This window comes from Marmoricola sp. Leaf446 (assembly GCF_001424755.1).
Lineage (GTDB): Bacteria > Actinomycetota > Actinomycetes > Propionibacteriales > Nocardioidaceae > Marmoricola.
Map to the genome: position 1 here is coordinate 857,891 of NZ_LMRF01000001.1, position 19,901 is coordinate 877,791.

A 19,901-nucleotide genomic window follows, 5' to 3' on the forward strand; every position below is an offset into this window, starting at 1 on the left:
AAGCGACGGGCGGTCGTCCGGCCGGCGGTGTCGTGGGCGACGTTGCCAGCAGGACTGGCACAGTGGGGCACGACGGTGCCGCTCGGTGCCGCGAACCGCGAGGAGGAACCGGTGGCCGAAGCCGCGCAGGAGGACCGCGAGCTCTACACCGTGGACGAGCTGGCGTCGGCGACCGGCACCACGGTGCGCACCACGCGGTACTACGCCGGGCTCGGCCTGATCCCGCCGCCGATCCGTCGCGGCCGGATGGCCTACTACACGACCCAGCACCGCGCCCGGCTCGACCTGGTGCGGGCCCTGCAGGACCACGGCTTCACGCTGGCCGCGATCGAGCAGTACCTCCGGCGGTTGCCCGACGACGCGGGCGTCGAGGACCTCGCGCTGCAGCGGGCGATGCTGACCTCGTGGGGCGGGGGCCGGCGCGAGCCGGTGACGCGGCGCCAGCTGGAGGCGCAGGCCGGTCGGGCGCTGGGCGACGACGACCTGGACCGCCTCGAGAAGATCTTCGCCGTACGCCGGGACGGTGACCGCTTCGAGCTGCTGCCGGCCTTCGACGTGGCGCTCCGGCTCGACTCCCTCGACCTCCCGACGGACTCCCTCGAGGTGGCCTCGGAGGCGATCAACCGCCACATGGTCGCGCTGGCCGACGAGCTGACCGACGTGCTGCGCCACCGGGTGCTCAAGCCGTTCCGCGGCCGGGAGCACTCCGAGGCCGACACCGCCGCCTTCGAGCAGACGATGTCGCGGCTGCGGCAGCTGACCCTGGAGGCCGTCGTGGCCGGGTTCCAGCGAGCCGCCAACGACGTGATCACCCGGTCGTTGGCGGTCCCGGAGGAGCCGGCCGGCCCGGCCGGCGCTCAGCCGCGCGGGACGACGGCCCAGAGCACCAGGTAGACGAGCGGGCCGACGGGCAGCGTCAGCACCATGGCGAGCACCGCCAGCACGCGGACCACGGTGGGGTCCACGCCCAGGTAGGCGCCCACGCCGCCGCAGACCCCGGCCAGCGGGCCGTCGGTGCGGACCAGGCGGCGGTAGGGCGGGGCGGGCTGCTGGTGGTCCGTCGGGTGGCTGGTCGGGTACGTGGTCGGGTGCGTGGTCTGCTCGGTCATCGTGACTCCTCGTCGATGGTGCGGGTGGGGGTGAGCGGAGCGGTGTGCTCCAGGTCGTCGTGCAGGTCGTCGTGCAGGTCGTCGTGCAGGTCGTCGTGCAGCGGCGGCACCGGGTCGGGCTGCGGCCGACGGGCCCGGTTGCGGGCGCTGACCACGCTGGCCAGCAGGCCCAGGACCCCGGCCACGACGAGGACGCCGGGCACCAGGAAGGCGACCTGGTCGGCGCCCACGGCGTCGGAGGCGACCAGCGCCCACACCGCCACGACGCCGAGGAACAGCAGCGCCATCACCAGGTGGGCGACCTTGACGGACCGGTGGGTGGCGGGGGAGGTGGTGCTCATCAGGACTCCTCGGTCTGGACGGTGATCTGGCCGACCCGGGCGTCGACCTCGAGGTCGAGCACGGGGACGTCGGGGGCCTGCTCCGAGGGTCCGACCCGGTCGGCGAGCACGGGGTTGAGGCCCTCGCGGTGCCGGTCGCCGATGTCGATGCTCCCGGCGTACGCCACCTCGGCGTCGACGCGGACGGCGACGCCCTCGGGCACGAGGACCCGCGCCTCCCCGGCCGCGATCCGCACCGCGACACGGCGGCCGTCGAGCGCCCGTGGGTCGCCCACGTCGGTGAGGTCGAGGGTGAACAGCCCGTTGCCGTTCGTGTAGGAGGCCCGCACCGCGCCCGGGTCGGTCGGGACGACGTAGGTCTCGTCGGCGCGGACCGAGGAGCCGGCCGCGGCGTCCACCGCACTGGTGATCCCGAGCGCCAGGGTGGCGAGCAGGCCGAGCGCGACCAGGCCGCCGGGGCGGCCCACGAAGGCGCCGACCAGGAGCGCCACCGCGACGACGGCCAGCGCGAGGGCGGCGTACGCCGAGAGCAGCACGTCGTCGCCGACGTCGAGGATGCCGAGCACGCCGAGCGCGATGGCGACGAGCGCGACGGTGGGCCAGAACAGCACCAGGCCGGTACGCCGCGACCGCGGCGCGGGCGGGGTGGCGAAGCCCGCCGGGTAGGACCGCGTCGGGGGCATGGCCGCGGTCGGGGCGCCCCCGGGTGCGGCCGGCGCGCCGGAGCGGCTGTCGGCCGTGGGGGCGTTGCCCCACGGGGCGGGCGGCGGCGCGTCCTCGCGGTCGCGGCGCTGGCGGGCACTGCTGACCAGGGCGGCCACGACGAGCACGAGCAGCAGCAGCGGCACGGGTACGCCGAGGCCGACTCCCCAGCCCGAGCCCCAGCCGTCGCCGGCGAAGGGCGTACCCAGGACGATCAGCACCGCGAGCAGCCCGGCGACCAGCACCACCGCCCGTCGGCCCTCGGCGCCGACCTCGAGCGGCGCCCGGTCGCGGCCGTCCTCGGGCACGAACGCCCACACCGCGGCGTACACCAGCAGGCCGGCGCCGCCGAAGAGCGCGAGCACGGCGAGCAGCACGCGCACCACGGTGGGGTCGACGCCGAAGTGGCGGCCCAGCCCGCCGGCGACGCCGGCGAGGTAGCGGTCGGAGGTGGAGCGGGAGAGCCGGCCCAGGTCGCGCACCTGCTCGGTGCCGAGCCGGGGGCCGGGGTCGGTCTGGGTGGTGCCCTCGGTGGGGCGGTCTGCCTGGTCGTCCATGTCCACCATCGTGGTCGGGCGGGCACCCCCGCACCATCGGGGACGACCCTGGTCCGACCCCGGGTGCCCGGGGGTCGACCCCCGGCGCCGGACCGGGGTCGCTCCCGATGCCGGGGGAGGCCCCGGGGTGTCACGATGGACCGGACATGAGCCCGGACACGAGCACCGTCCTGCCCCCGCACCCCGGGTCCCGCCCCGGGGCGGCGCCGCGCCGCGCCTACCGGGCGACCGACGAGGCCCTGCTGGGCGGCGTGGCCGCCGGCCTGGCGCGCCACCTGCGGCTCCCGGTCTCGCGGGTGCGGATCGCGATGCTCGCGCTGGTGGTGCTCGGCGGCTTCGGCGCGGTGCTGTACGCCGCGCTGTGGCTGGTGCTGCCCGCCCGCCGCGACGGCGCCGGCGGCACGCCGGGGCTCGACGCCGCCACCCGGCAGGGCCGGCGCAGCGGCGGGCGTGCCCGCCGGCTGATCGACCACGGCCCGCTCGTGGCGGTCGGGGCCATCGCCGCGGGCGTGCTGCTGCTGCTCACCCTGGTCACCGGCCGCACGCTCGCGGTCGCCCCGCTCGTCATCGGGGCCGCCGGCCTGTCGGTGCTGTGGGTGCAGGCCGACCGGGCGCAGCGCGACCGGTGGCGCGACGACCGGCGCCGGGTCAACCCGGTGCGTGCCCTGGTCGGCGACGGGGGAGCGGCCGCGTGGCTGCGCCTGCTCGCCGGCACCTCGCTGCTCCTGGTCGCGGTCGTGGTGTTCGCGCTGCGCTCGGGCAGCCTGTCGGTGGCGCTCGACGTCGGCCTGGCCGCCGCGATCGCGATGGTCGGCATCGGGCTGGTGCTCGGGCCCTGGCTGGTGCGGCTCTCGGCCGACCTGAGCGAGGAGCGCGAGGCGCGGGTGCGCTCGGAGGAGAGGTCCGACGTGGCCGCGCACCTGCACGACTCGGTGCTGCAGACCCTGGCCCTGATCCAGCGCTCGGCCGCCGACCCGGCCACGGTGTCGCGGTTGGCCCGGGCCCAGGAGCGCGACCTGCGCGCCTGGCTGTTCCAGAGCGACGAGCCCGGCCCGACCACCCTGGCCGGCGAGCTGCGCGCCGTGGCCGCGGAGGTCGAGGACGTGCACGGCGTCCCGGTCGAGGTGGTCTGCGTCGGCGACGCCCCGCTCACCGAGGCCGACCGGCCGCTGGTGCTGGCCGCCCGCGAGGCGGTGGCCAATGCGGCCCGGCACTCCGGGGCCGCCACCGTGGACGTCTACGCCGAGACCACCCCGCGCTGCATCGAGGTCTTCGTGCGCGACCGCGGCCGCGGGTTCGACATCACCGCCGTGCCCGAGGACCGCCACGGGCTGCGCCACAGCATCGAGTCGCGGATGTCCCGCCACGGGGGCCGGGCCGAGGTCCGCAGCACCCCCGGCAGCGGCACCGAGGTCCGGCTCGCCATGCCCCGTCCCCCGCACGACCCGTACCAGGAGGCACCGTGAGCGACCCCGTGAGCCACCCCGTCCCCACCGGCCGGCACACCGTCGTGATCGTCGACGACCACGCGATGTTCCGGGCCGGTGTGCGTGCCGAGCTCGGCAGCAGCGTCACCGTGCTGGCCGAGGCCGCCGACGTCGACGAGGCCGTCGCCGCGGTGCGGTCCCACCGGCCCGCGGTGGTGCTGCTCGACGTGCACCTGCCCGGAGGCGGCGGGGCCGAGGTGATGCGCCGGTACGCCGCGTCGCCGGGCGCCGTCGACGCCCCCACCCGCTTCCTCGCGCTGTCGGTCTCCGACGCCGCCGAGGACGTCATCGGCACCATCCGGGCCGGCGCGCGCGGCTACGTGACCAAGACCATCACCGGCCCCGAGCTGGTCGCCGCCATCGACCGGGTGGCCTCCGGTGACGCGGTGTTCTCGCCGCGGCTGGCGGGGTTCGTGCTCGACGCGTTCGCCGGCACCATCGAGGTCGCGGCGGTCGACGAGGACCTCGACCGGCTCACCGAGCGCGAGCGCGAGGTGATGCGGCTGATCGCGCGGGGCTACTCCTACCGCGAGGTCGGGGCCGAGCTGTTCATCTCCACCAAGACCGTCGAGACCCACATGTCCTCGGTGCTGCGCAAGCTGCAGCTCTCCTCGCGCCACGAGCTCACGAGGTGGGCCTCGGACCGGCGCCTGCTCTAGGGCCGCGCGGCGTCTGCGCCAGGAGGCGGGCGGGCAGCAGGCTCGCCCAGGCCGGGCGCCAGTCGGGGTGGCGCTGACCCATCTCCCACGCGAGGTCGTCGAGCGCCGGGCCCTGCTCGGGGTGCAGCACCCGCCACCAGGACGGGTAGGAGTCGAAGGCCCGCTCGAACTCGACCACCACGCCGTCGGAGGCCACCCGGGCGAAGAGCCACGCCCCGCTCTGAGCGCTCGCCTCGTCGTGGTGCAGCACGTGGAGCAGCGTGACCAGGGTGCGCTCGGCCGCGGCGGGCAGCCGGGTGTTGGTGGGGGCCGGGACCAGCCGGTCGCGGCGCGCCATCACGGCGTACTCGAAGGGGGAGGTGGGGCCGCTGACCTGCGCCCACCGCACGACGGCCGGCGGCTGCTGGATCAGCGCGCGCTCGCGGTCGGGGGCCTCGCGCATCTGGCGGTGCAGCTGGTCGCGCAGCCGCTCGCGCACCGGGCCGCGCGGGAGCAGCGGGGGCGGCGTACGTGCGTCGGCCAGGAGGTCCAGCGCCTGCAGCACGCGGAGGTCGTCGACGTCGGCGGGCGCGTGGCGGCGCAGGTCGGCGTCCGTCACGCGCCCGGACCGCGCGGCCTCGCACAGCTCGGGGTCGGCGCCGAGCAGGGCCCGCAGCAGCGGCACCGCGCCCGGGTCCTCGACCGAGGTGCTGGTGTCCCACTCCTCGTGGGCCCACCAGCACACGAAGGTCGGGCGGCCCTCGTCGGTGGCCTCGCTGAGCGTCCAGTCCGGGGCGCCCCGGCGGGCGTCGGGCGGCGCCGTGGGGGCGTCCGCGGAGCGGCCCCACAGCACCCAGCGTCCGCCGCGGGTGGGCTGCATCCGCAGCCAGGAGCCGTCGGCCCGGTCCAGGCGCAGCACCAGCGCGGGCAGGTCGAGGACGTGCTCGTCGTGCCCCGCGTCGTCGGCCAGGAGGGCGAGCGCCGCCACGCAGGCCCAGGACCACCACAGGTCCTCGGGCGGCGGCAGTGCGTCGGGTTCCACGCGGACATTGTGCGGATGCCGGGCGCGGACGGCGAGCCCGCCCCGAGGAGCGAGACCGACCGGGGTGGGGCCTACTCGGCGACGGCCACGAAGGAGGCGTCGATCAGCCACTCCACGGGGGCACGGTCGTCGGTGTAGACGGTGCCGCCGTCGAGGCCGGGCTCGAGCCGTGCGGCCGCGTCGTCGGCGACGGGACGGACGTCCGCGGGCACGTCGGCCGCGCGCAGCTGGTCGCGGGGGTCCTGCTCGGCGGTGGTCGCGAGCAGCACGGTGTTGGTGTCGTCGACCGGGTCGCGCCAGACGTTGGCCTCGCCGTAGACCGCGCGCATCGTCGCGGTGAGGACCTTCTCGAGCTGGTCGTTGCCGGGGACGTGCCCGACGTTGACGGTGACCGTGCCACCGGGGTTGAGCCGGTCACGGGTGACCTCGAAGAACTCCTTCGTGGTCAGGTAGTAGGGGATGTAGGGCTGGCGGTAGGCGTCGAGCATGATGTTGTCGAAGCGCTCGTCGCTCTGCTGCAGCCACGGCCGGGCGTCGGCGGTGTGGGTGGTGATGCGGTCGCTGGTCATCCCGAAGTACTCGCGGCCGATCTCGCTGACCCTGTCGTCGAGCTCCACGGCGTCGACCTCGACGTCGGGGAAGTAGTGCGTCAGGCCGCGGGCCACGGTGCCGCCCGCGCTGCCGAGGTTGACGATCTTCTGCGGGGCGCTGCCGCCGCCGAAGCCGGCGACCAGCATCGAGTCCCAGTAGCCGCCGAACAGGAAGTCGTCGGGGCGGTAGATCGAGTGGATCGCCTGGCCCTCGTTGAGCTCCAGCACGCGGGTGCCGTCATCGGCCTCGATGACGCGGGCGTACTGGTACTCCGTCTCGGCCTCGTCGATCACCCGGCCGGCGTCGGTCACGGTCTTGGTCGAGCCCGGGGGCACCGCGACCAGGACGGCGATCGCGACGGCGATCACGATGCCCAGCAGCCGGACCCTGCCGCGCAGCGCGGGCACCGAGACCAGCGCCAGCAGCAGCGAGAAGACCAGGAAGGTGCGCTGGCTGCCCACCAGCGGGATCAGTGCCAGGGTGGCGCCGAAGGTGCCGGTGAGGCTGCCGATGGTGCCGAGGGCGTAGAGCCGGCCGGCCGTCTTGCCGGTGTCCTCGACGCTGTCGACCTTCAGCCGCACGGCGTAGGGAGAGACGATGCCCAGCATCAGCACCGGCACCGCGATCATCGCGCCGACGCCGACCAGCGAGCCGAGGAACAGGCCGCCGGAGTACTCCGAGAAGGCGCGCACCGACTGCCGCAGGAACGGCGCGGCCAGGAAGGGCACCGCGGCGAAGAAGACGCTGGAGGCCAGCACCCACCGGGCCAGGCCGTGCAGCGTGGGGTTGCGGTCGGCCAGCCGGCCACCGATGGCGTAGCCGACCGAGAGCGAGACCAGCGTGATCGCGATGGTGTTGGCCCACACGATCGTGCTGGCGCCGAACCAGGGGGCCAGCAGCCGGGCGGCGGCGATCTCGGCGCCGAGGCTCGCGGTGCCGACCACGAACACGATCAGCTCGAGCAGGCCGCGGGGCGGTCGGTGGGGCGCGTCACCGGTCGGGGCCGCGTCGGACGTGGAGGCGCTGGTCTGCGTCACGCGGTGGAACCTACCTGGGCGCCGGTCACGCGCCGTGGGGGCTGGCAGGACGGGCACCAGTAGGTCGGCCGCGCCCGCCCGACGGGGCCGAGGTCGGCCTGCCGCAGCCGGGTGCCGCAGCGGGCGCACGGTCCCCGGTGGCCGTAGACCCAGTAGCGGCGTCCCTGGCGCGAGCCCGGCCCACCGGCCCCCGAGCGGTAGTCCGAACGCGGGGCCCGGGCGGCCCGGAGCGCCCGCGGGTCGCCGGTGGTGACCCGGAACGGGCGGTCGCGGTTGGCCAGCAGCTGCTCGTGGGCGATCGCGACGAGCGCGGCGAGGTCGGGCACCAGCGCCACCGGGTCACGCGGGTCGACGCCGCCGAGGAAGCAGATCTCGCAGGCGAAGACGTTGCCGATGCCGGCCAGCGACCGCTGGTCGAGCAGCGCCTCGACGAGCGGCCGGTCGGGGTGCGCGCGCAGGTTGGCCACGGCGGTCGCGGCGTCCCAGTCGGGACCCAGCAGGTCGGGGCCGAGGTGGCCCACCAGCCGGTCCTCGGCCTCGGTGCGGACGAGGTCGAGCAGCACCGAGAAGCCGACCGCCTCGGTGGTCGCGGTGCCGAGCACGACCCGGGCGGTGTGCCACGGACGCCGCCAACGGGCGCCGGGCCGCTGCACGTCCCAGCGGCCCTCCATCTTGAGGTGGGTGTGCAGCGTCAGGCCCGAGTCGAAGCGGGTCAGCAGGTGCTTGCCCCGCGTCGCGGTGCCCAGCACGGTGGCCCCACGCAGGTCACGGGTGGCCAGGGAGGGCACCCGGAGGTCGGAGCGGGTGAGCACCTGGCCGCGCAGTCCCTCGTCGAGCCGTCGCGCGGCGCGTACGACGCTGTCGCCCTCGGGCACCGGACCTCAGCCCCGCACCCGCAGGCCGCGGGGCGTGGCGATGAACCCGGCCGCCTCCATGGCCCGGCGCAGCGGCTCGGAGCCGTCGCCGTGGATGCTGGCGCCGTCGGCCTTCTCGACGACCAGCCGGCCCAGCGCCCCGTCGCCCACGGCCCGGCCGAGCGCCGTGACCGCCGCGACCAGCCGGTCCTGCGCCGCAGCGTCGTCACCGCCGGTGCCCTCGGTGTCCATGAAGGTGAGCAGCGTCTTGCCGCCGCGCTCGACGTAGAGGGCGAGGTGGCCGTCGACCAGCACCACCAGGGCCCCGGCCTTGCGGCCGGGCCGGTGGCCGGACTCCTGCGGTGGCCAGGGCAGCGCCGCGCCGTAGGGGTTGGCCGGGTCGGTCGCGGCCAGCGCCACGGCGTGCACCGGCTGGGAGTCGCGGTCGCGCTGGGTGTCGCCGTGCATCCGCAGCCGGTCGATGGCACCGACGGTGCCGAACTGGGCGGCGCCCAGCCCCTCCACGAAGTAGCCGCGCCGGCAGCGCCCGGTGTCCTCGAACGCCGCCAGCACCTTGTAGGCGCCGGCGAAGCCGCCGGGCGTCCGCTCGCTGACCACGGCGCCGCGGGTGACCACGCCGTGGCGCTCCAGCAGGCTCTCGGCCACCGCGTGCGCCCGCAGCGTCGGGTCGGTCTCGCGCTCGGGCAGCAGGAACCAGCGGCCGGCCATGTCGGGCGGGGCGGCCCGCAGCGCGGCGCTGCTCAGGCGCGGCCGGCTGGGGCGGGCGCTGCGCACGCGGGGCGGGGTGCGCCGGGCGCGGTGGGCGCTGCGGCCGCTGCGGGTCAGCACCCGCAGCGGGGCGAGGGTGTCGTTGCCGAGCCGGCCCGACCAGACCAGGCCCCAGACGGCGGCCGTCAGCGCCTTGTCGTCGCTGCTGCCCGCGGCGGTGGCGAGCTGCCGGAAGAAGTAGGCGCCGCCCCCGGACAGGGCGTCGAGGACGGCCTCGTGCTCCGGGGTGAGCGCGAGCTCGCCGAGGTCGGGCAGCGTGAGCGGGGCGGCGTCGGCGAGGTGCAGGGAGACCCAGCCGTCGGCGCCGGGCAGGTCGCCGTGCCCGGCCCACACCACCTCGCCGGTCGAGGTCAGCTCGTCGAGCATCGCGGGGCTGTAGTCGGCCACGCGGGCGGGGAGCACCAGCGTCTCGAGCGCGCTCGCGGGCACGCCGCAGCCCGCGAGCTGGTCGACCACCGTGACCACGCCGTCGAGGCCGCGCAACCGGCTCTGCCGGCCGGTCGCCGTCGGCGGCACGACGTGCTGCCAGGCGGGCACGAAGCGCGCGAGCGCCGCGGGCTCGACCGGCTCGACCTCCTGTCGCAGCCGGGCGAGCGAGCGGCGGCGCAGCAGCCGCAGCACCTCGGCGTCGCACCACTCGGCACCGCTGCCCTGGGGCCGGAACTCGCCCTCCATCACCCGGCCCTGGGCCGCGAGCCGGGCCAGGGTCTGGTGGCAGACCGCGACGCCGAGGCCGAGGCGTGCCGCGACCTCGTGGGCGGTGAAGGGGCCGTGGGTGCGGGCGTAGCGGCCGACCAGGTCGGCCAGCGGGTCCTCGACCGGCTCGGTGAAGACGTCGGGCACGCCGGGGGGCACGGGGACGCCCAGGCCGTCGCGCAGCCGGGCGACGTCCTCGACGACGGCGAAGCGCTGCTGGCCCGACATCAGCACGGGCACGACCCGGCGCGCGGTCACCAGCTGCTGCAGCCAGCCGTCGACCTGGTCGGGGTCGGAGCAGCGCGCGCGCACCTCGTCGGCGTCGAGCGGGCCGAGCAGCCGGAGCAGGTCGGCGATGCCCTCGGCGTCCTTGGCCCGTCGGCTCTCGGCCAGCCGCTGCACCTCGGACTCGACCTCGGCGAGCACCTCGGGGTCGAGCAGCTCGCGCAGCTCGGCCCGTCCGAGCAGCTCGGCCAGCAGGCCCTGGTCGAGGGTGAGCGCGGCCGCCCGGCGCTCGGCCAGCGGCGAGTCGCCCTCGTACATGAAGGCGGCGACGTAGCCGAACAGCAACGACTGCGCCATCGGCGACGGACGCTGGGTCTGCACGTCGACCAGTCGCAGCCGACGGTCGGCGATCCGGCGGTGCAGGGCCACCAGCGAGGGCAGGTCGTAGACGTCCTGCAGCACCTCGCGGACGGTCTCGAGGATGATCGGGAACGACGGGTAGCGCGCCGCCACCTCGAGCAGCTGCGCGGAGCGCTGTCGCTGCTGCCACAGCGGGGCGCGACGTCCCGGGTCCCGGCGGGGGAGCAGCAGCGCCCGCGCGGCGCACTCGCGGAACCGCGACGCGAACAGGGCCGAGCCGCCCACCTCGGTGGTGACCAGCGGCTCGAGCTCCTCGGGCTCGAAGGCCACCAGCTCGGCCCCGGGGGGCTCCTGGTCGGTCTCGGGGATGCGCAGCACGATGCCGTCGTCGGTGGCCATGGCCTGCGCGTCGAGGCCGTAGCGCTCGCGCAGCCGGGCGTTGATGGCCAGCGCCCACGGCGCGTGGACCGGGGTGCCGTAGGGGGAGTGCACCACGATGCGCCAGTCGCCGAGCTCGTCGCGGAAGCGCTCCACCAGCAGCTGCTGGTCGTGGGGGACCGCCGAGGTGACCTCCTTCTGCTCCTCGAGCAGGGAGACCAGGTTGTCGGCGGCCCACGCGTCGAGGCCCGCGCCGCGCACCCGGGCCAACGCCTGCTCGCGCGGCAGCGCCGAGAGCTCGCGGGTGAACGCCCCGATGGCCCCGCCGAGCTCGGCCGGACGGCCCAGGGTGTCGCCGGTCCAGAACGGCAGCCGTCCGGGCTGGCCGGGGGCCGGTGCGACCAGGACGCGGTCGTGGGTGATGTCCTCGATCCGCCAGCTGGTCGTGCCGAGGGTGAAGACGTCGCCGACCCGCGACTCGTAGACCATCTCCTCGTCGAGCTCGCCCACCCGGCTGGCCTTCTCGCCGACGAGGAAGACGCCGAACAGGCCGCGGTCGGGGATGGTGCCGCCGCTGGTGACGGCCAGCCGCTGGGCGCCGGGCCGCCCGGTCAGCTCCCCGGTGACGCGGTCCCACACCAGGCGGGGACGCAGCTCGGCGAACTCGTCGCTGGGGTAGCGGCCCGAGAGCAGGTCGAGGGTCGCGTCGTAGGCGCTGCGCGGGAGCGTCGCGAAGGGTGCCGAGCGGCGTACGACGTCGAAGAGGTCGTCGGCCGGCCAGGCGTCCATCGACGTCGCCGCCACCACCTGCTGGGCCAGCACGTCGAGCGGGCTGGCCGGGACGTGGAGCGCCTCGATGCCGCCGGAGCGCATCTGCTCGACCGCGACCGCCGAGGGCACCAGGTCACCGCGGTGCTTGGGGAAGAGCACCCCGCGCGAGACCTCGCCCACCTGGTGGCCGGCGCGACCGACGCGCTGCAGCGCGCTCGCGACCGACGGGGGCGACTCGACCTGCACGACCAGGTCGACGGCGCCCATGTCGATGCCGAGCTCGAGGCTGCTGGTGGCCACCACGCAGGGCAGCCGGCCGCGCTTGAGGTCGTCCTCGATGATCGCCCGCTGCTCCTTGGAGACCGAGCCGTGGTGGGCGCGGGCGACCAGGGGCGCCGCGGGGTCGGAGCCGCCGGTCTGGCCGGACTGGGCCATCACCTCGGCGGGCGGGCCGTCCTGGGCGGCGTCCTCGCGGTCGAGACCGGCGCGCTCGGCGGCCAGCTCGTTGAGCCGGGCCGTGAGCCGCTCGGCCAGCCGCCGGGAGTTGGCGAAGACGATGGTCGAGGTGTGCTGCTCGACCAGGTCGAGCACCCGCGCCTCGACGTGGGGCCACAGCGAGCCGGCCCGGGGGCCGTCGTCGCCCTCCTCGCCGCCGAGCTGGGTCATGTCCTCGACCGGGACCACGACGGTGAGGTCCCACTGCTTCTCCGAGGGCGGGGCGACGACCTCGACCGGGGCGGCGCCGCCGAGGAACCGGGCGACCTCGTCGACGGGGCGGACCGTGGCGGAGAGGCCGATGCGCTGGGCCGGGCGCTCCAGGAGCTCGTCGAGGCGCTCGAGCGAGACCGCCAGGTGGGCGCCCCGCTTGGTGCCCGCCACCGCGTGCACCTCGTCGAGCACCACGGTCTCGACGCCGCGCAGCGCCTCGCGGGCCTGCGAGGTCAGCATCAGGAACAGCGACTCGGGGGTGGTGATGAGGATGTCGGGGGGCGAGGTCTGGATCCGTCGCCGCTCCTGGGCCGGGGTGTCGCCCGACCGGACGCCGACCCGGATCTCCGGCACCTCCAGGCCGAGCCGCTCGGCCGTCTGCCGGATGCCGACCAGCGGGGCGCGGAGGTTGCGCTCGACGTCGACGGCGAGGGCCTTGAGCGGGGAGACGTAGAGGACGCGGCAGCGGTGCTGCTTCTCCTCGGGGGGCGGTGTCGTGGCCAGCCGGTCGATGGACCACAGGAACGCCGAGAGCGTCTTGCCCGAGCCCGTGGGGGCGACCACCAGGGCGTGCCGACCGGCGGAGATGGCCTCCCAGGCGCCCTGCTGGGCGGGCGTGGGGGCGGCGAAGGCAGCCGCGAACCAGGCGCGGGTGGGTTCGCTGAACTGCTGCACCCCGACATCCTGCCGGAGCCCACCGACAGCCCCCGGTGGGGCGGGACCGATGAGTCCGTGGCCCGGGGGCGGTCGGTTAGGGGCGCGACGGTTGTCGGTGGTGTCTGGGAGGGTGACGAACATGGTGGATGCGGTGCTGGCGGAGGGCCTGGTCAAGACCTACGGGAAGGTCCGCGCGCTCGACGGCTTGTCCCTGCGCGTGCCCGAGGGGGAGGTGCTGGGCGTGCTGGGCCCCAACGGGGCCGGCAAGACGACGGCGGTCAAGGTGCTCACCACCCTGGTCCGCCCCGACTCCGGCACCGCCAGCGTCGCGGGGGTCGACGTCGTCGCCGACCCGGCCGGGGTGCGGCGCAGCATCGGCGTCTCGGGCCAGAACGCCGCGGTCGACGAGTACCTCACCGGCTTCGAGAACCTCGACATGGTCGGCCGGCTCTACCACCTCGGCGCCCGGGCCAGCCGGGAGCGGGCGCGGGAGCTGCTGCGGGAGTTCGACCTCGAGGAGGCGGGCGACCGGGTCGCCAAGGGCTACAGCGGCGGCATGCGACGGCGCCTCGACCTGGCCGGGGCCCTGGTCGCCAGGCCGCCGGTGCTGTTCCTCGACGAGCCCACCACCGGACTCGACCCGCGCAGCCGCACCTCGATGTGGGAGGTGATCCGCGGCCTGGTGGCCGGCGGCACCTCGCTGCTGCTCACCACCCAGTACCTCGAGGAGGCCGACCTGCTCGCCGACAACATCGTCGTCGTCGACCACGGCCGGGTGATCGCCGAGGGCACCGCCGACGAGCTCAAGGCCCAGGTCGGTGGCGAGCGGTTGCAGGTCACGGTGGCCGACCCCGCCCAGCTGGGCCGGGCCGAGGAGCTGCTGACCCCGCTGGCCGTCGGGCCGGTGGTGCGCGAGGAGGAGCGGCGCGGCCTGCTGGTGCCGGTCACCGGGGGGGCGGCCCGGCTGGCCGACGCGCTCCGGCTGCTCGACGGCGAGGGGGTGGCGCTCGACGACGTCGGGCTGCGCCGGCCCACGCTCGACGACGTGTTCCTCACCCTGACCGGGCGCTCGACCGCCGAGGACGACGCCGCGCTCCCGAAGGAGGCCTCCGCATGAGCCTGTCCACCGCCGTCTCCGACGGCTTCGTCGTCGCCAAGCGCAACCTCATCAAGGTCAAGCGGGTGCCCGACCTGCTGGTCTTCACGACGCTCTCACCGATCATGTTCGTGCTGCTGTTCGCCTACGTCTTCGGCGGCGCCATCGACCAGAGCGGCGACGGCAGCGCCTACCGCGAGTTCCTGATCGCCGGCATCTTCGCCCAGACGGTGGTCTTCGGCTCGACCATCACCGGCGCCGGCATCGCCGAGGACGTGCAGAAGGGGATCATCGACCGGTTCCGCACGCTGCCGATGTCGCCGTCCGCGGTGCTCTTCGGCCGCACCCTCTCCGACGTGGTCAACAACGTGATCGTGCTCGTGGTGATGTCGCTGACGGGCCTCGCGGTCGGCTGGCGCATCCGCGACGGCTTCTGGCACGCCCTGGTGGGGTTCCTGCTGCTGCTCGTCTTCGCCTACGCCATCTCGTGGATCATGGCGCTCGTCGGGTTGCTGGTGCCGAGCCCCGAGGTGGTCAACAACGCCTCCTTCATCATCATCTTCCCGCTCACCTTCATCGCCAACACGTTCGTGCAGCTGGAGACGCTGCCCGGCCCGCTGCGCACCTTCGCGGAGTGGAACCCGATCTCGGCGGTCACCCAGGCGGCGCGGGAGAACTTCGGCAACGTGCCGCCCGGGGGCGGGCTCTCCACGCCGTCGTGGGCGCTGCAGAACCCCGAGCTCTACACGCTGATCTGGTCGGCCGTGGTGCTGCTGGTCTTCGTGCCGCTCGCCTCGGCCCGCTACGCCCGCGCCACCAGCCGGTGACGCCCCGGTGACCCAGGAGCCGGTCGCACCCGAGGCGATGATCAGCGCCCGTGGCCTGCGCAAGGGCTTCGGCGAGGTCGAGGCGGTCCGCGGCATCGACGTCGAGGTCCACCGTGGCGAGGCGTTCGGCTTCCTGGGCCCCAACGGGGCCGGCAAGTCCTCGACCATGCGGATGGTCGCCGCGGTGTCGCCGGTCAGCGGGGGCGAGCTGCGCATCCTGGGACTCGACCCGGCCACCGACGGTCCGGAGATCCGCTCGCGCATCGGCGTGTGTCCCCAGGAGGACACCCTCGACACCGAGCTCAACGTCTTCGACAACCTCTACATCTACGGCCGCTACTTCGGGCTGCCGCGGGCCGAGGTGCGCCGGCGGTGCGAGGAGCTGCTCGCGTTCGTGCAGCTCACCGAGAAGGCCCGGTCCAAGGTCGAGGACCTCTCCGGTGGCATGAAGCGACGGCTGACCATCGCCCGTTCCCTGGTCAACCGGCCCGAGCTGCTGCTGCTCGACGAGCCCACCACCGGGCTCGACCCGCAGGCCCGCCACGTGGTGTGGGACCGGCTGTTCCGGCTCAAGCAGCAGGGGGTCACCCTGGTGCTCACCACGCACTACATGGACGAGGCCGAGCAGCTGTGCGACCGCCTCGTGGTCATGGACGGCGGTCGCGTCGTGGCCGAGGGGTCGCCCTCGTCGCTGATCCGCGAGCACTCCACGCGCGAGGTCGCCGAGCTGCGCTTCGGCACCGGCGAGCACGAGGCGCTCGCCCCGCGCCTGGAGGACCTCGCCGAGCGGGTCGAGGTGCTGCCCGACCGGCTGCTGCTCTACGCCGCCGACGGCGAGGCCGCGGTCGCCGCGGTCCACGGGCGCGGCCTGCACCCCGCCATGTCGCTGGTGCGGCGGTCCTCGCTGGAGGACGTCTTCCTGCGCCTCACCGGCCGGACCCTGGTCGACTAGGACCGCCATGGCTGCCACCCGCTCGCTCGCACCCCGGATGACCGACTACTGGTGGACGGTCTACAAGCGCACCTGGAAGGGCAGCGTCGTCTCCTCGTTCGTGACGCCGCTCCTCTACGTGCTGGCCATGGGCGTGCTGCTCGGCGGCTTCATCGAGGGCGACCCCGACCGGCTCGAGGGGGCGAGCACCTACCTCGCCTTCGTGGTCCCGGGCATGCTCGCGGCCCAGTCGATGCAGCTGGTCTTCGGCGAGCTGACCTATCCCGTGATGTCGGGCGTGAAGTGGCACCGGACCTACTTCGCGATGGTGGCCACGCCGCTGTCGGTGCGCGACGTGGTGCAGTCGCAGGTCGGCTTCGTGGTGTTCCGGGTGGCCCTGAGCTCGGCGGTGTTCTGCCTCGTGGTGGCTCCCTTCGGCGTGTTCGCCACCTGGTGGGGCGCCGTGGCGGCCTGGGTGGTGCAGCTGCTGGTCGCGCTGGCCTTCGCCACCCCGGTCTTCGCGCTGTCCTCCTACCTCAAGGACGAGTCGGGCTTCTCGCTGGTCTTCCGGCTCGGCATGATCCCGATGTTCCTGTTCTCCGGGGCGTTCTTCCCGGTCGACAACCTCGACCCCGCGCTCGCGACGCTGGCGCGGCTGACCCCGTTGTGGCACGGCGTCGACCTGACCCGGATGCTCACCGTCGACCGTGTCGACCCGCTCCTGGCGCTGGTGCACGTCGGCTACCTCGCCGCCCTGACGGTCGTGGGCTACGTCCTGGTGCTGCGCTTCCTCGGCCGGAGGCTCGCCTCGTGAGCCCGCTGACCGCAGCCGCGGCGACCGCGCAGACGCGGCGCCTGGGCCCGCTCGGGGCCGTGGGTCTGCTGGTCCAGCGCAACTACGTCGTCTACCGCTCCGCCTGGTGGATCTTCCTGTCCGGCTTCCTCGAGCCGGTCTTCTACCTGTTCTCCATCGGCGTCGGGGTCGGCCAGCTGGTCCAGGGCTTCGAGGTCGACGGCCGCACCATCGAGTACGCCGCGTTCGTGGCGCCCGGCATGCTCGCCGCGGCCGCGATGAACGGCTCGCTGCTCGACTCGACCTTCAACTTCTTCTTCAAGCTGAAGTACGCCAAGACCTTCGAGCAGATGCTGGCCACCCCGCTGACCACCCGCGACATCGCCCGGGGCGAGCTCGCCTGGTCGCTGCTGCGCGGCGGCACCTACTCGCTGGCGTTCCTGCTGATCATGGTGGTGATGGGGCTGGTGGCCTCCTGGTGGGCGGTGCTGGTGCTGCCGGCGGCACTGCTCATCGGGCTCGCGTTCGGCGCCGTCGGCATGGCGCTGACGACCTACATGCGCTCCTGGCAGGACTTCGAGTACGTCACCCTCGCCACGCTGCCGCTGTTCCTGTTCTCGGCCACCTTCTTCCCGATCGAGGCGTTCCCGACCTGGTTGGGCTGGGTGGTCGAGGCCACCCCGCTCTACCGCGGCGTGGTGCTGGTCCGCGAGCTGACCACCGGGGTGGTGACGGCCGCCTCGGTCGTCTCGGTGGTCTACCTCGTGCTGTTGTCGGTCGCGGGCATGCTGGTGGTCTCGCGGCGGCTCGACCGGCTGCTGCTCGGCTGAGGGGAGGCCTGGGTGGGCTCGTCGGGACTCGCGGGTCGGATCGCGGCGTGGGGGACCACCCCGGCCGAGGCAGCGGCGCACCACCCCGCCGACGGGCACGTGCCCGCCGGTGGACGCCACTTCGTCCGCGCGGTCGACGTCGACGCCGACCCGGCGACCACGTGGCGCTGGGTGTGCCAGCTGAGCGTCGCTCCCTACAGCTACGACCTGGTCGACAACCTGGGCCGTCGCAGCCCGCGCACGCTCACGCCGGGCGCGGAGCGGCTGCAGCTGGGCCAGCGCGTGCTCTTCGGTCCCGTCGTCGAGCTCGAGTCGGGCCGGCTGCTCGTGGTCGCGGCCCGGGGGCTGGGTCGGCGGGTGTGCGGCCCGGTCGCGATGTCCTACGAGGTCCTCCCCGGCCGTCGTACGCCGAGCCGCCTGCTGCTCTGCCTCGCGGTCGGCCCGCCGCGGCGACCGCTCGTCGTCCTCGACCGGGTGTGGCAGGCCGTGCTCGGGGCCGGCGACCTGGTGATGGCGCGCCGCCAGCTGCTCACGCTGCGCGACCTCGCCGAGGGCCACGACCCGCGCTGAGGGCGGGCTTGGCAGACTGCGCCCATGACCGACCTCCCCTCCGCTCCGCACCCCGGCGGGACGCCGCGCGTCGCCGTCATCGGCGGCAGCGGGTTCTACGAGTTCCTCGACGACCCGACCACCGTGACGGTGGAGACGCCGTGGGGCGAGCCCTCCGCGCCGATCGCGGTCGGTGACGTCGGCGGTCGGCCGGTCGCGTTCCTGCCGCGCCACGGTGCCGGGCACCGCTACCCGCCCACCCAGATCCCCTACCGGGCCAACCTCTGGGCGCTGAGGTCGCTCGGCGTCGAGCGGATCCTCGCTCCGTGCGCGGTGGGCGGCCTGCAGCCCGAGACCCAGCCCGGGACGCTCGTCGTGCCCGACCAGCTCGTCGACCGCACCACCCGCCGCGTGCAGACCTACGTCGAGACCGGCGCCGCCCACGCTCCCTTCGCCGACCCCTACTGCCCCGAGCTGCGCACGGCGCTGACCTCGGCCGCGGGGGAGGGCACGATCGACGGCGGCACGATGGTCGTCATCGAGGGCCCGCGGTTCTCCACCCGCGCGGAGTCGCAGAGCTACGCCGCCGCCGGCTGGACGGTCGTCAACATGACCGGACACCCCGAGGCCGTCCTGGCCCGCGAGCTCGGCCTCTGCTACGCCACGATCGCCCTCGTCACCGACCTCGACGCCGGGGTCAGCGCGGAGGAGTCGGTCGACCAGGCCGCGGTGTTCGCGCTGTTCGAGAAGCACATCGGGCGGCTCAAGACCATGCTCGGCGAGGTCGTCGCCGGCCTGCCCGAGGGCCAGCCCGGGTGCGGCTGCGGGGCGTGGCTCGACGACGTCGAGCTGCCCTTCGAGCTCCCCGGCCCGGGCCGGACGGTGTCCGCGTGAAGGTCCTCCTCACCGGTGCGCTCGGCTTCATCGGCGCCCGCATCGACGCCCAGCTGACCTCCCGCGGCGACGAGGTGGTCCGCGTCGACGCCGTGATCCCGCAGGCGCACGCCGAGGACACCGTGGTGCCCGACGACCTGCACCGGCTCGACGTCCGCGACGCCGTGCAGTGGGCCGACCTGCTCGACGGGGTCGACGTGGTGTGCCACCAGGCCGCCATGGTCGGTGCCGGCGTCACCGTCGCCGACCTGCCGCTGTACGCCGGCCACAACGACCTCGGCACCGCGGCGCTCCTGGCCGCGATGCACGACCGTGGGGTGGACGCGCTGGTCGTGGCCAGCTCGATGGTCGTCTACGGCGAGGGCCGCTACGCCTGCGAGGAGCACGGTCGCCAGGTCCCCGGGGTGCGCAGCCGTGCCGCCCTCGACTCCGGCGACTTCGAGAACCACTGCCCGACGTGCGACCGGGCGCTGTCGTGGGAGCTCGTCCCCGAGGACGCCCTGCTCGACCCCCGCAGCAGCTACGCCGCCAGCAAGCTCGCCCAGGAGCACTACACCTCGGCGTGGGTGCGCCAGGCGCGCTCGCGGGCGATCGGGCTGCGCTACCACAACGTCTACGGCCCGGGCATGCCCCGCGACACCCCCTACAGCGGCGTGGCCGCGATCTTCCGCAGCTCGCTCGAGCACGGCCAGGCCCCGCGGGTCTTCGAGGACGGCGGGCAGATGCGCGACTTCGTCCACGTCGACGACGTCGCACGGGCCAACCTGGCCTCGATCGACGCGGTGGTGGGTCGGGACGCCGAGTCGTGGGCGGCGTACAACGTCTGCTCGGGGTCGCCGGTGCCGATCATCCGGGTCGCCGAGCTGCTGGCGCAGGCCGCCGACGGCCCCGCGCCCGAGGTGACCGGGGACTACCGACCCGGTGACGTGCGCCACGTCGTGGCCAGCCCGGAGCTCGCCGCGCAGGAGCTCGGCTTCCGGGCCCAGGTGACCCCGGAGGCCGGCGTCGAGGAGTTCGCGACGGCACCCCTGCGGTGAGC

The 19,901-nt window shown here is 74.9% G+C and carries 18 protein-coding genes; 11 read left to right on the forward strand and 7 right to left on the reverse strand.

Annotated elements, in window-relative coordinates; translation table 11 throughout:
* Positions 1 to 111: 111 nt before the first annotated feature.
* Entirely contained in the window at positions 112 to 894 is a 783-nt protein-coding gene (locus ASG49_RS03965) for a MerR family transcriptional regulator (RefSeq protein WP_056537338.1), read from the forward strand.
* On the opposite strand, the gene ASG49_RS03970 is transcribed toward ASG49_RS03965, so the two are convergent.
* The 3 genes from ASG49_RS03970 to ASG49_RS03980 are packed head-to-tail and all read right to left on the reverse strand — an operon-like array spanning position 858 to position 2,709.
* A complete protein-coding gene (locus tag ASG49_RS03970; RefSeq protein ID WP_056537341.1) occupies positions 858 to 1,109 on the reverse strand; it encodes a PspC domain-containing protein in 252 nt (83 codons plus the stop codon). The genes ASG49_RS03965 and ASG49_RS03970 overlap by 37 nt on opposite strands.
* Positions 1,106 to 1,450, reverse strand: a complete 345-nt coding sequence (locus ASG49_RS03975) for a hypothetical protein (RefSeq protein WP_056537343.1) — start codon at positions 1,448 to 1,450, stop codon at positions 1,106 to 1,108. Before ASG49_RS03975 ends, ASG49_RS03970 begins: the two co-directional genes overlap by 4 nt.
* Positions 1,450 to 2,709, reverse strand: coding sequence for a PspC domain-containing protein (locus ASG49_RS03980; RefSeq protein ID WP_056537345.1), 1,260 nt, complete (start codon positions 2,707 to 2,709; stop codon positions 1,450 to 1,452). Before ASG49_RS03980 ends, ASG49_RS03975 begins: the two co-directional genes overlap by 1 nt.
* 146 nt (positions 2,710 to 2,855) lie before the next feature.
* Between ASG49_RS03980 and ASG49_RS03985 the strand changes: the two genes are divergently transcribed.
* Entirely contained in the window at positions 2,856 to 4,175 is a 1,320-nt protein-coding gene (locus ASG49_RS03985; protein WP_056537348.1) for an ATP-binding protein, read from the forward strand.
* A complete protein-coding gene (locus ASG49_RS03990; protein ID WP_056537350.1) occupies positions 4,172 to 4,855 on the forward strand; it encodes a response regulator transcription factor in 684 nt (227 codons plus the stop codon). Before ASG49_RS03985 ends, ASG49_RS03990 begins: the two co-directional genes overlap by 4 nt.
* On the opposite strand, the gene ASG49_RS03995 is transcribed toward ASG49_RS03990, so the two are convergent.
* The 4 genes from ASG49_RS03995 to ASG49_RS04010 all read right to left on the reverse strand — a co-directional run bounded on the left by ASG49_RS03995 (position 4,821) and on the right by ASG49_RS04010 (position 12,960).
* On the reverse strand, positions 4,821 to 5,876 hold the full coding sequence (locus ASG49_RS03995) for a hypothetical protein (RefSeq protein WP_156384169.1): 1,056 nt from the start codon (positions 5,874 to 5,876) through the stop codon (positions 4,821 to 4,823). The two genes, ASG49_RS03990 and ASG49_RS03995, sit on opposite strands and share 35 nt — an antisense overlap.
* 71 nt (positions 5,877 to 5,947) lie before the next feature.
* The gene (locus tag ASG49_RS04000) at positions 5,948 to 7,504 is read right to left on the reverse strand and encodes a spermidine synthase (protein WP_082533765.1); all 1,557 of its coding nucleotides are present in this window, start codon (positions 7,502 to 7,504) and stop codon (positions 5,948 to 5,950) included.
* Positions 7,501 to 8,379, reverse strand: a complete 879-nt coding sequence (locus ASG49_RS04005) for a DNA-formamidopyrimidine glycosylase family protein (protein ID WP_056537354.1) — start codon at positions 8,377 to 8,379, stop codon at positions 7,501 to 7,503. The genes ASG49_RS04000 and ASG49_RS04005 overlap by 4 nt, the downstream gene beginning before the upstream one ends.
* 6 nt (positions 8,380 to 8,385) lie before the next feature.
* Positions 8,386 to 12,960, reverse strand: coding sequence for an ATP-dependent helicase (locus ASG49_RS04010; RefSeq protein ID WP_056537356.1), 4,575 nt, complete (start codon positions 12,958 to 12,960; stop codon positions 8,386 to 8,388).
* 121 nt (positions 12,961 to 13,081) lie between these two features.
* Between ASG49_RS04010 and ASG49_RS04015 the strand changes: the two genes are divergently transcribed.
* Genes ASG49_RS04015 through ASG49_RS04050 form a run of 8 tightly spaced genes read left to right on the forward strand, consistent with a single transcriptional unit; the run spans position 13,082 to position 19,899 of the window.
* Positions 13,082 to 14,059, forward strand: coding sequence for an ATP-binding cassette domain-containing protein (locus tag ASG49_RS04015; protein WP_056537359.1), 978 nt, complete (start codon positions 13,082 to 13,084; stop codon positions 14,057 to 14,059).
* Complete coding sequence (locus tag ASG49_RS04020) at positions 14,056 to 14,865, forward strand: ABC transporter permease (RefSeq protein ID WP_056537362.1); 810 nt, start codon at positions 14,056 to 14,058, stop codon at positions 14,863 to 14,865. Before ASG49_RS04015 ends, ASG49_RS04020 begins: the two co-directional genes overlap by 4 nt.
* A gap of 37 nt (positions 14,866 to 14,902) precedes the next feature.
* Positions 14,903 to 15,817 (forward strand): ABC transporter ATP-binding protein, encoded by a 915-nt coding sequence (locus ASG49_RS04025; protein WP_056539743.1) that lies wholly within the window; start codon positions 14,903 to 14,905, stop codon positions 15,815 to 15,817.
* Between the two features lie 7 nt (positions 15,818 to 15,824).
* Positions 15,825 to 16,610, forward strand: a complete 786-nt coding sequence (locus tag ASG49_RS04030; protein ID WP_056537365.1) for an ABC transporter permease — start codon at positions 15,825 to 15,827, stop codon at positions 16,608 to 16,610.
* The gene (locus ASG49_RS04035; RefSeq protein WP_082533767.1) at positions 16,607 to 17,419 is read left to right on the forward strand and encodes an ABC transporter permease; all 813 of its coding nucleotides are present in this window, start codon (positions 16,607 to 16,609) and stop codon (positions 17,417 to 17,419) included. The genes ASG49_RS04030 and ASG49_RS04035 overlap by 4 nt, the downstream gene beginning before the upstream one ends.
* Before the next feature lie 12 nt (positions 17,420 to 17,431).
* Entirely contained in the window at positions 17,432 to 17,989 is a 558-nt protein-coding gene (locus ASG49_RS04040; protein ID WP_056537367.1) for a hypothetical protein, read from the forward strand.
* 24 nt (positions 17,990 to 18,013) lie between these two features.
* On the forward strand, positions 18,014 to 18,862 hold the full coding sequence (locus tag ASG49_RS04045) for an S-methyl-5'-thioadenosine phosphorylase (protein ID WP_056537370.1): 849 nt from the start codon (positions 18,014 to 18,016) through the stop codon (positions 18,860 to 18,862).
* Positions 18,859 to 19,899, forward strand: a complete 1,041-nt coding sequence (locus ASG49_RS04050; protein WP_056537373.1) for an NAD(P)-dependent oxidoreductase — start codon at positions 18,859 to 18,861, stop codon at positions 19,897 to 19,899. The genes ASG49_RS04045 and ASG49_RS04050 overlap by 4 nt, the downstream gene beginning before the upstream one ends.
* The last annotated feature ends 2 nt before the right edge of the window (positions 19,900 to 19,901 follow it).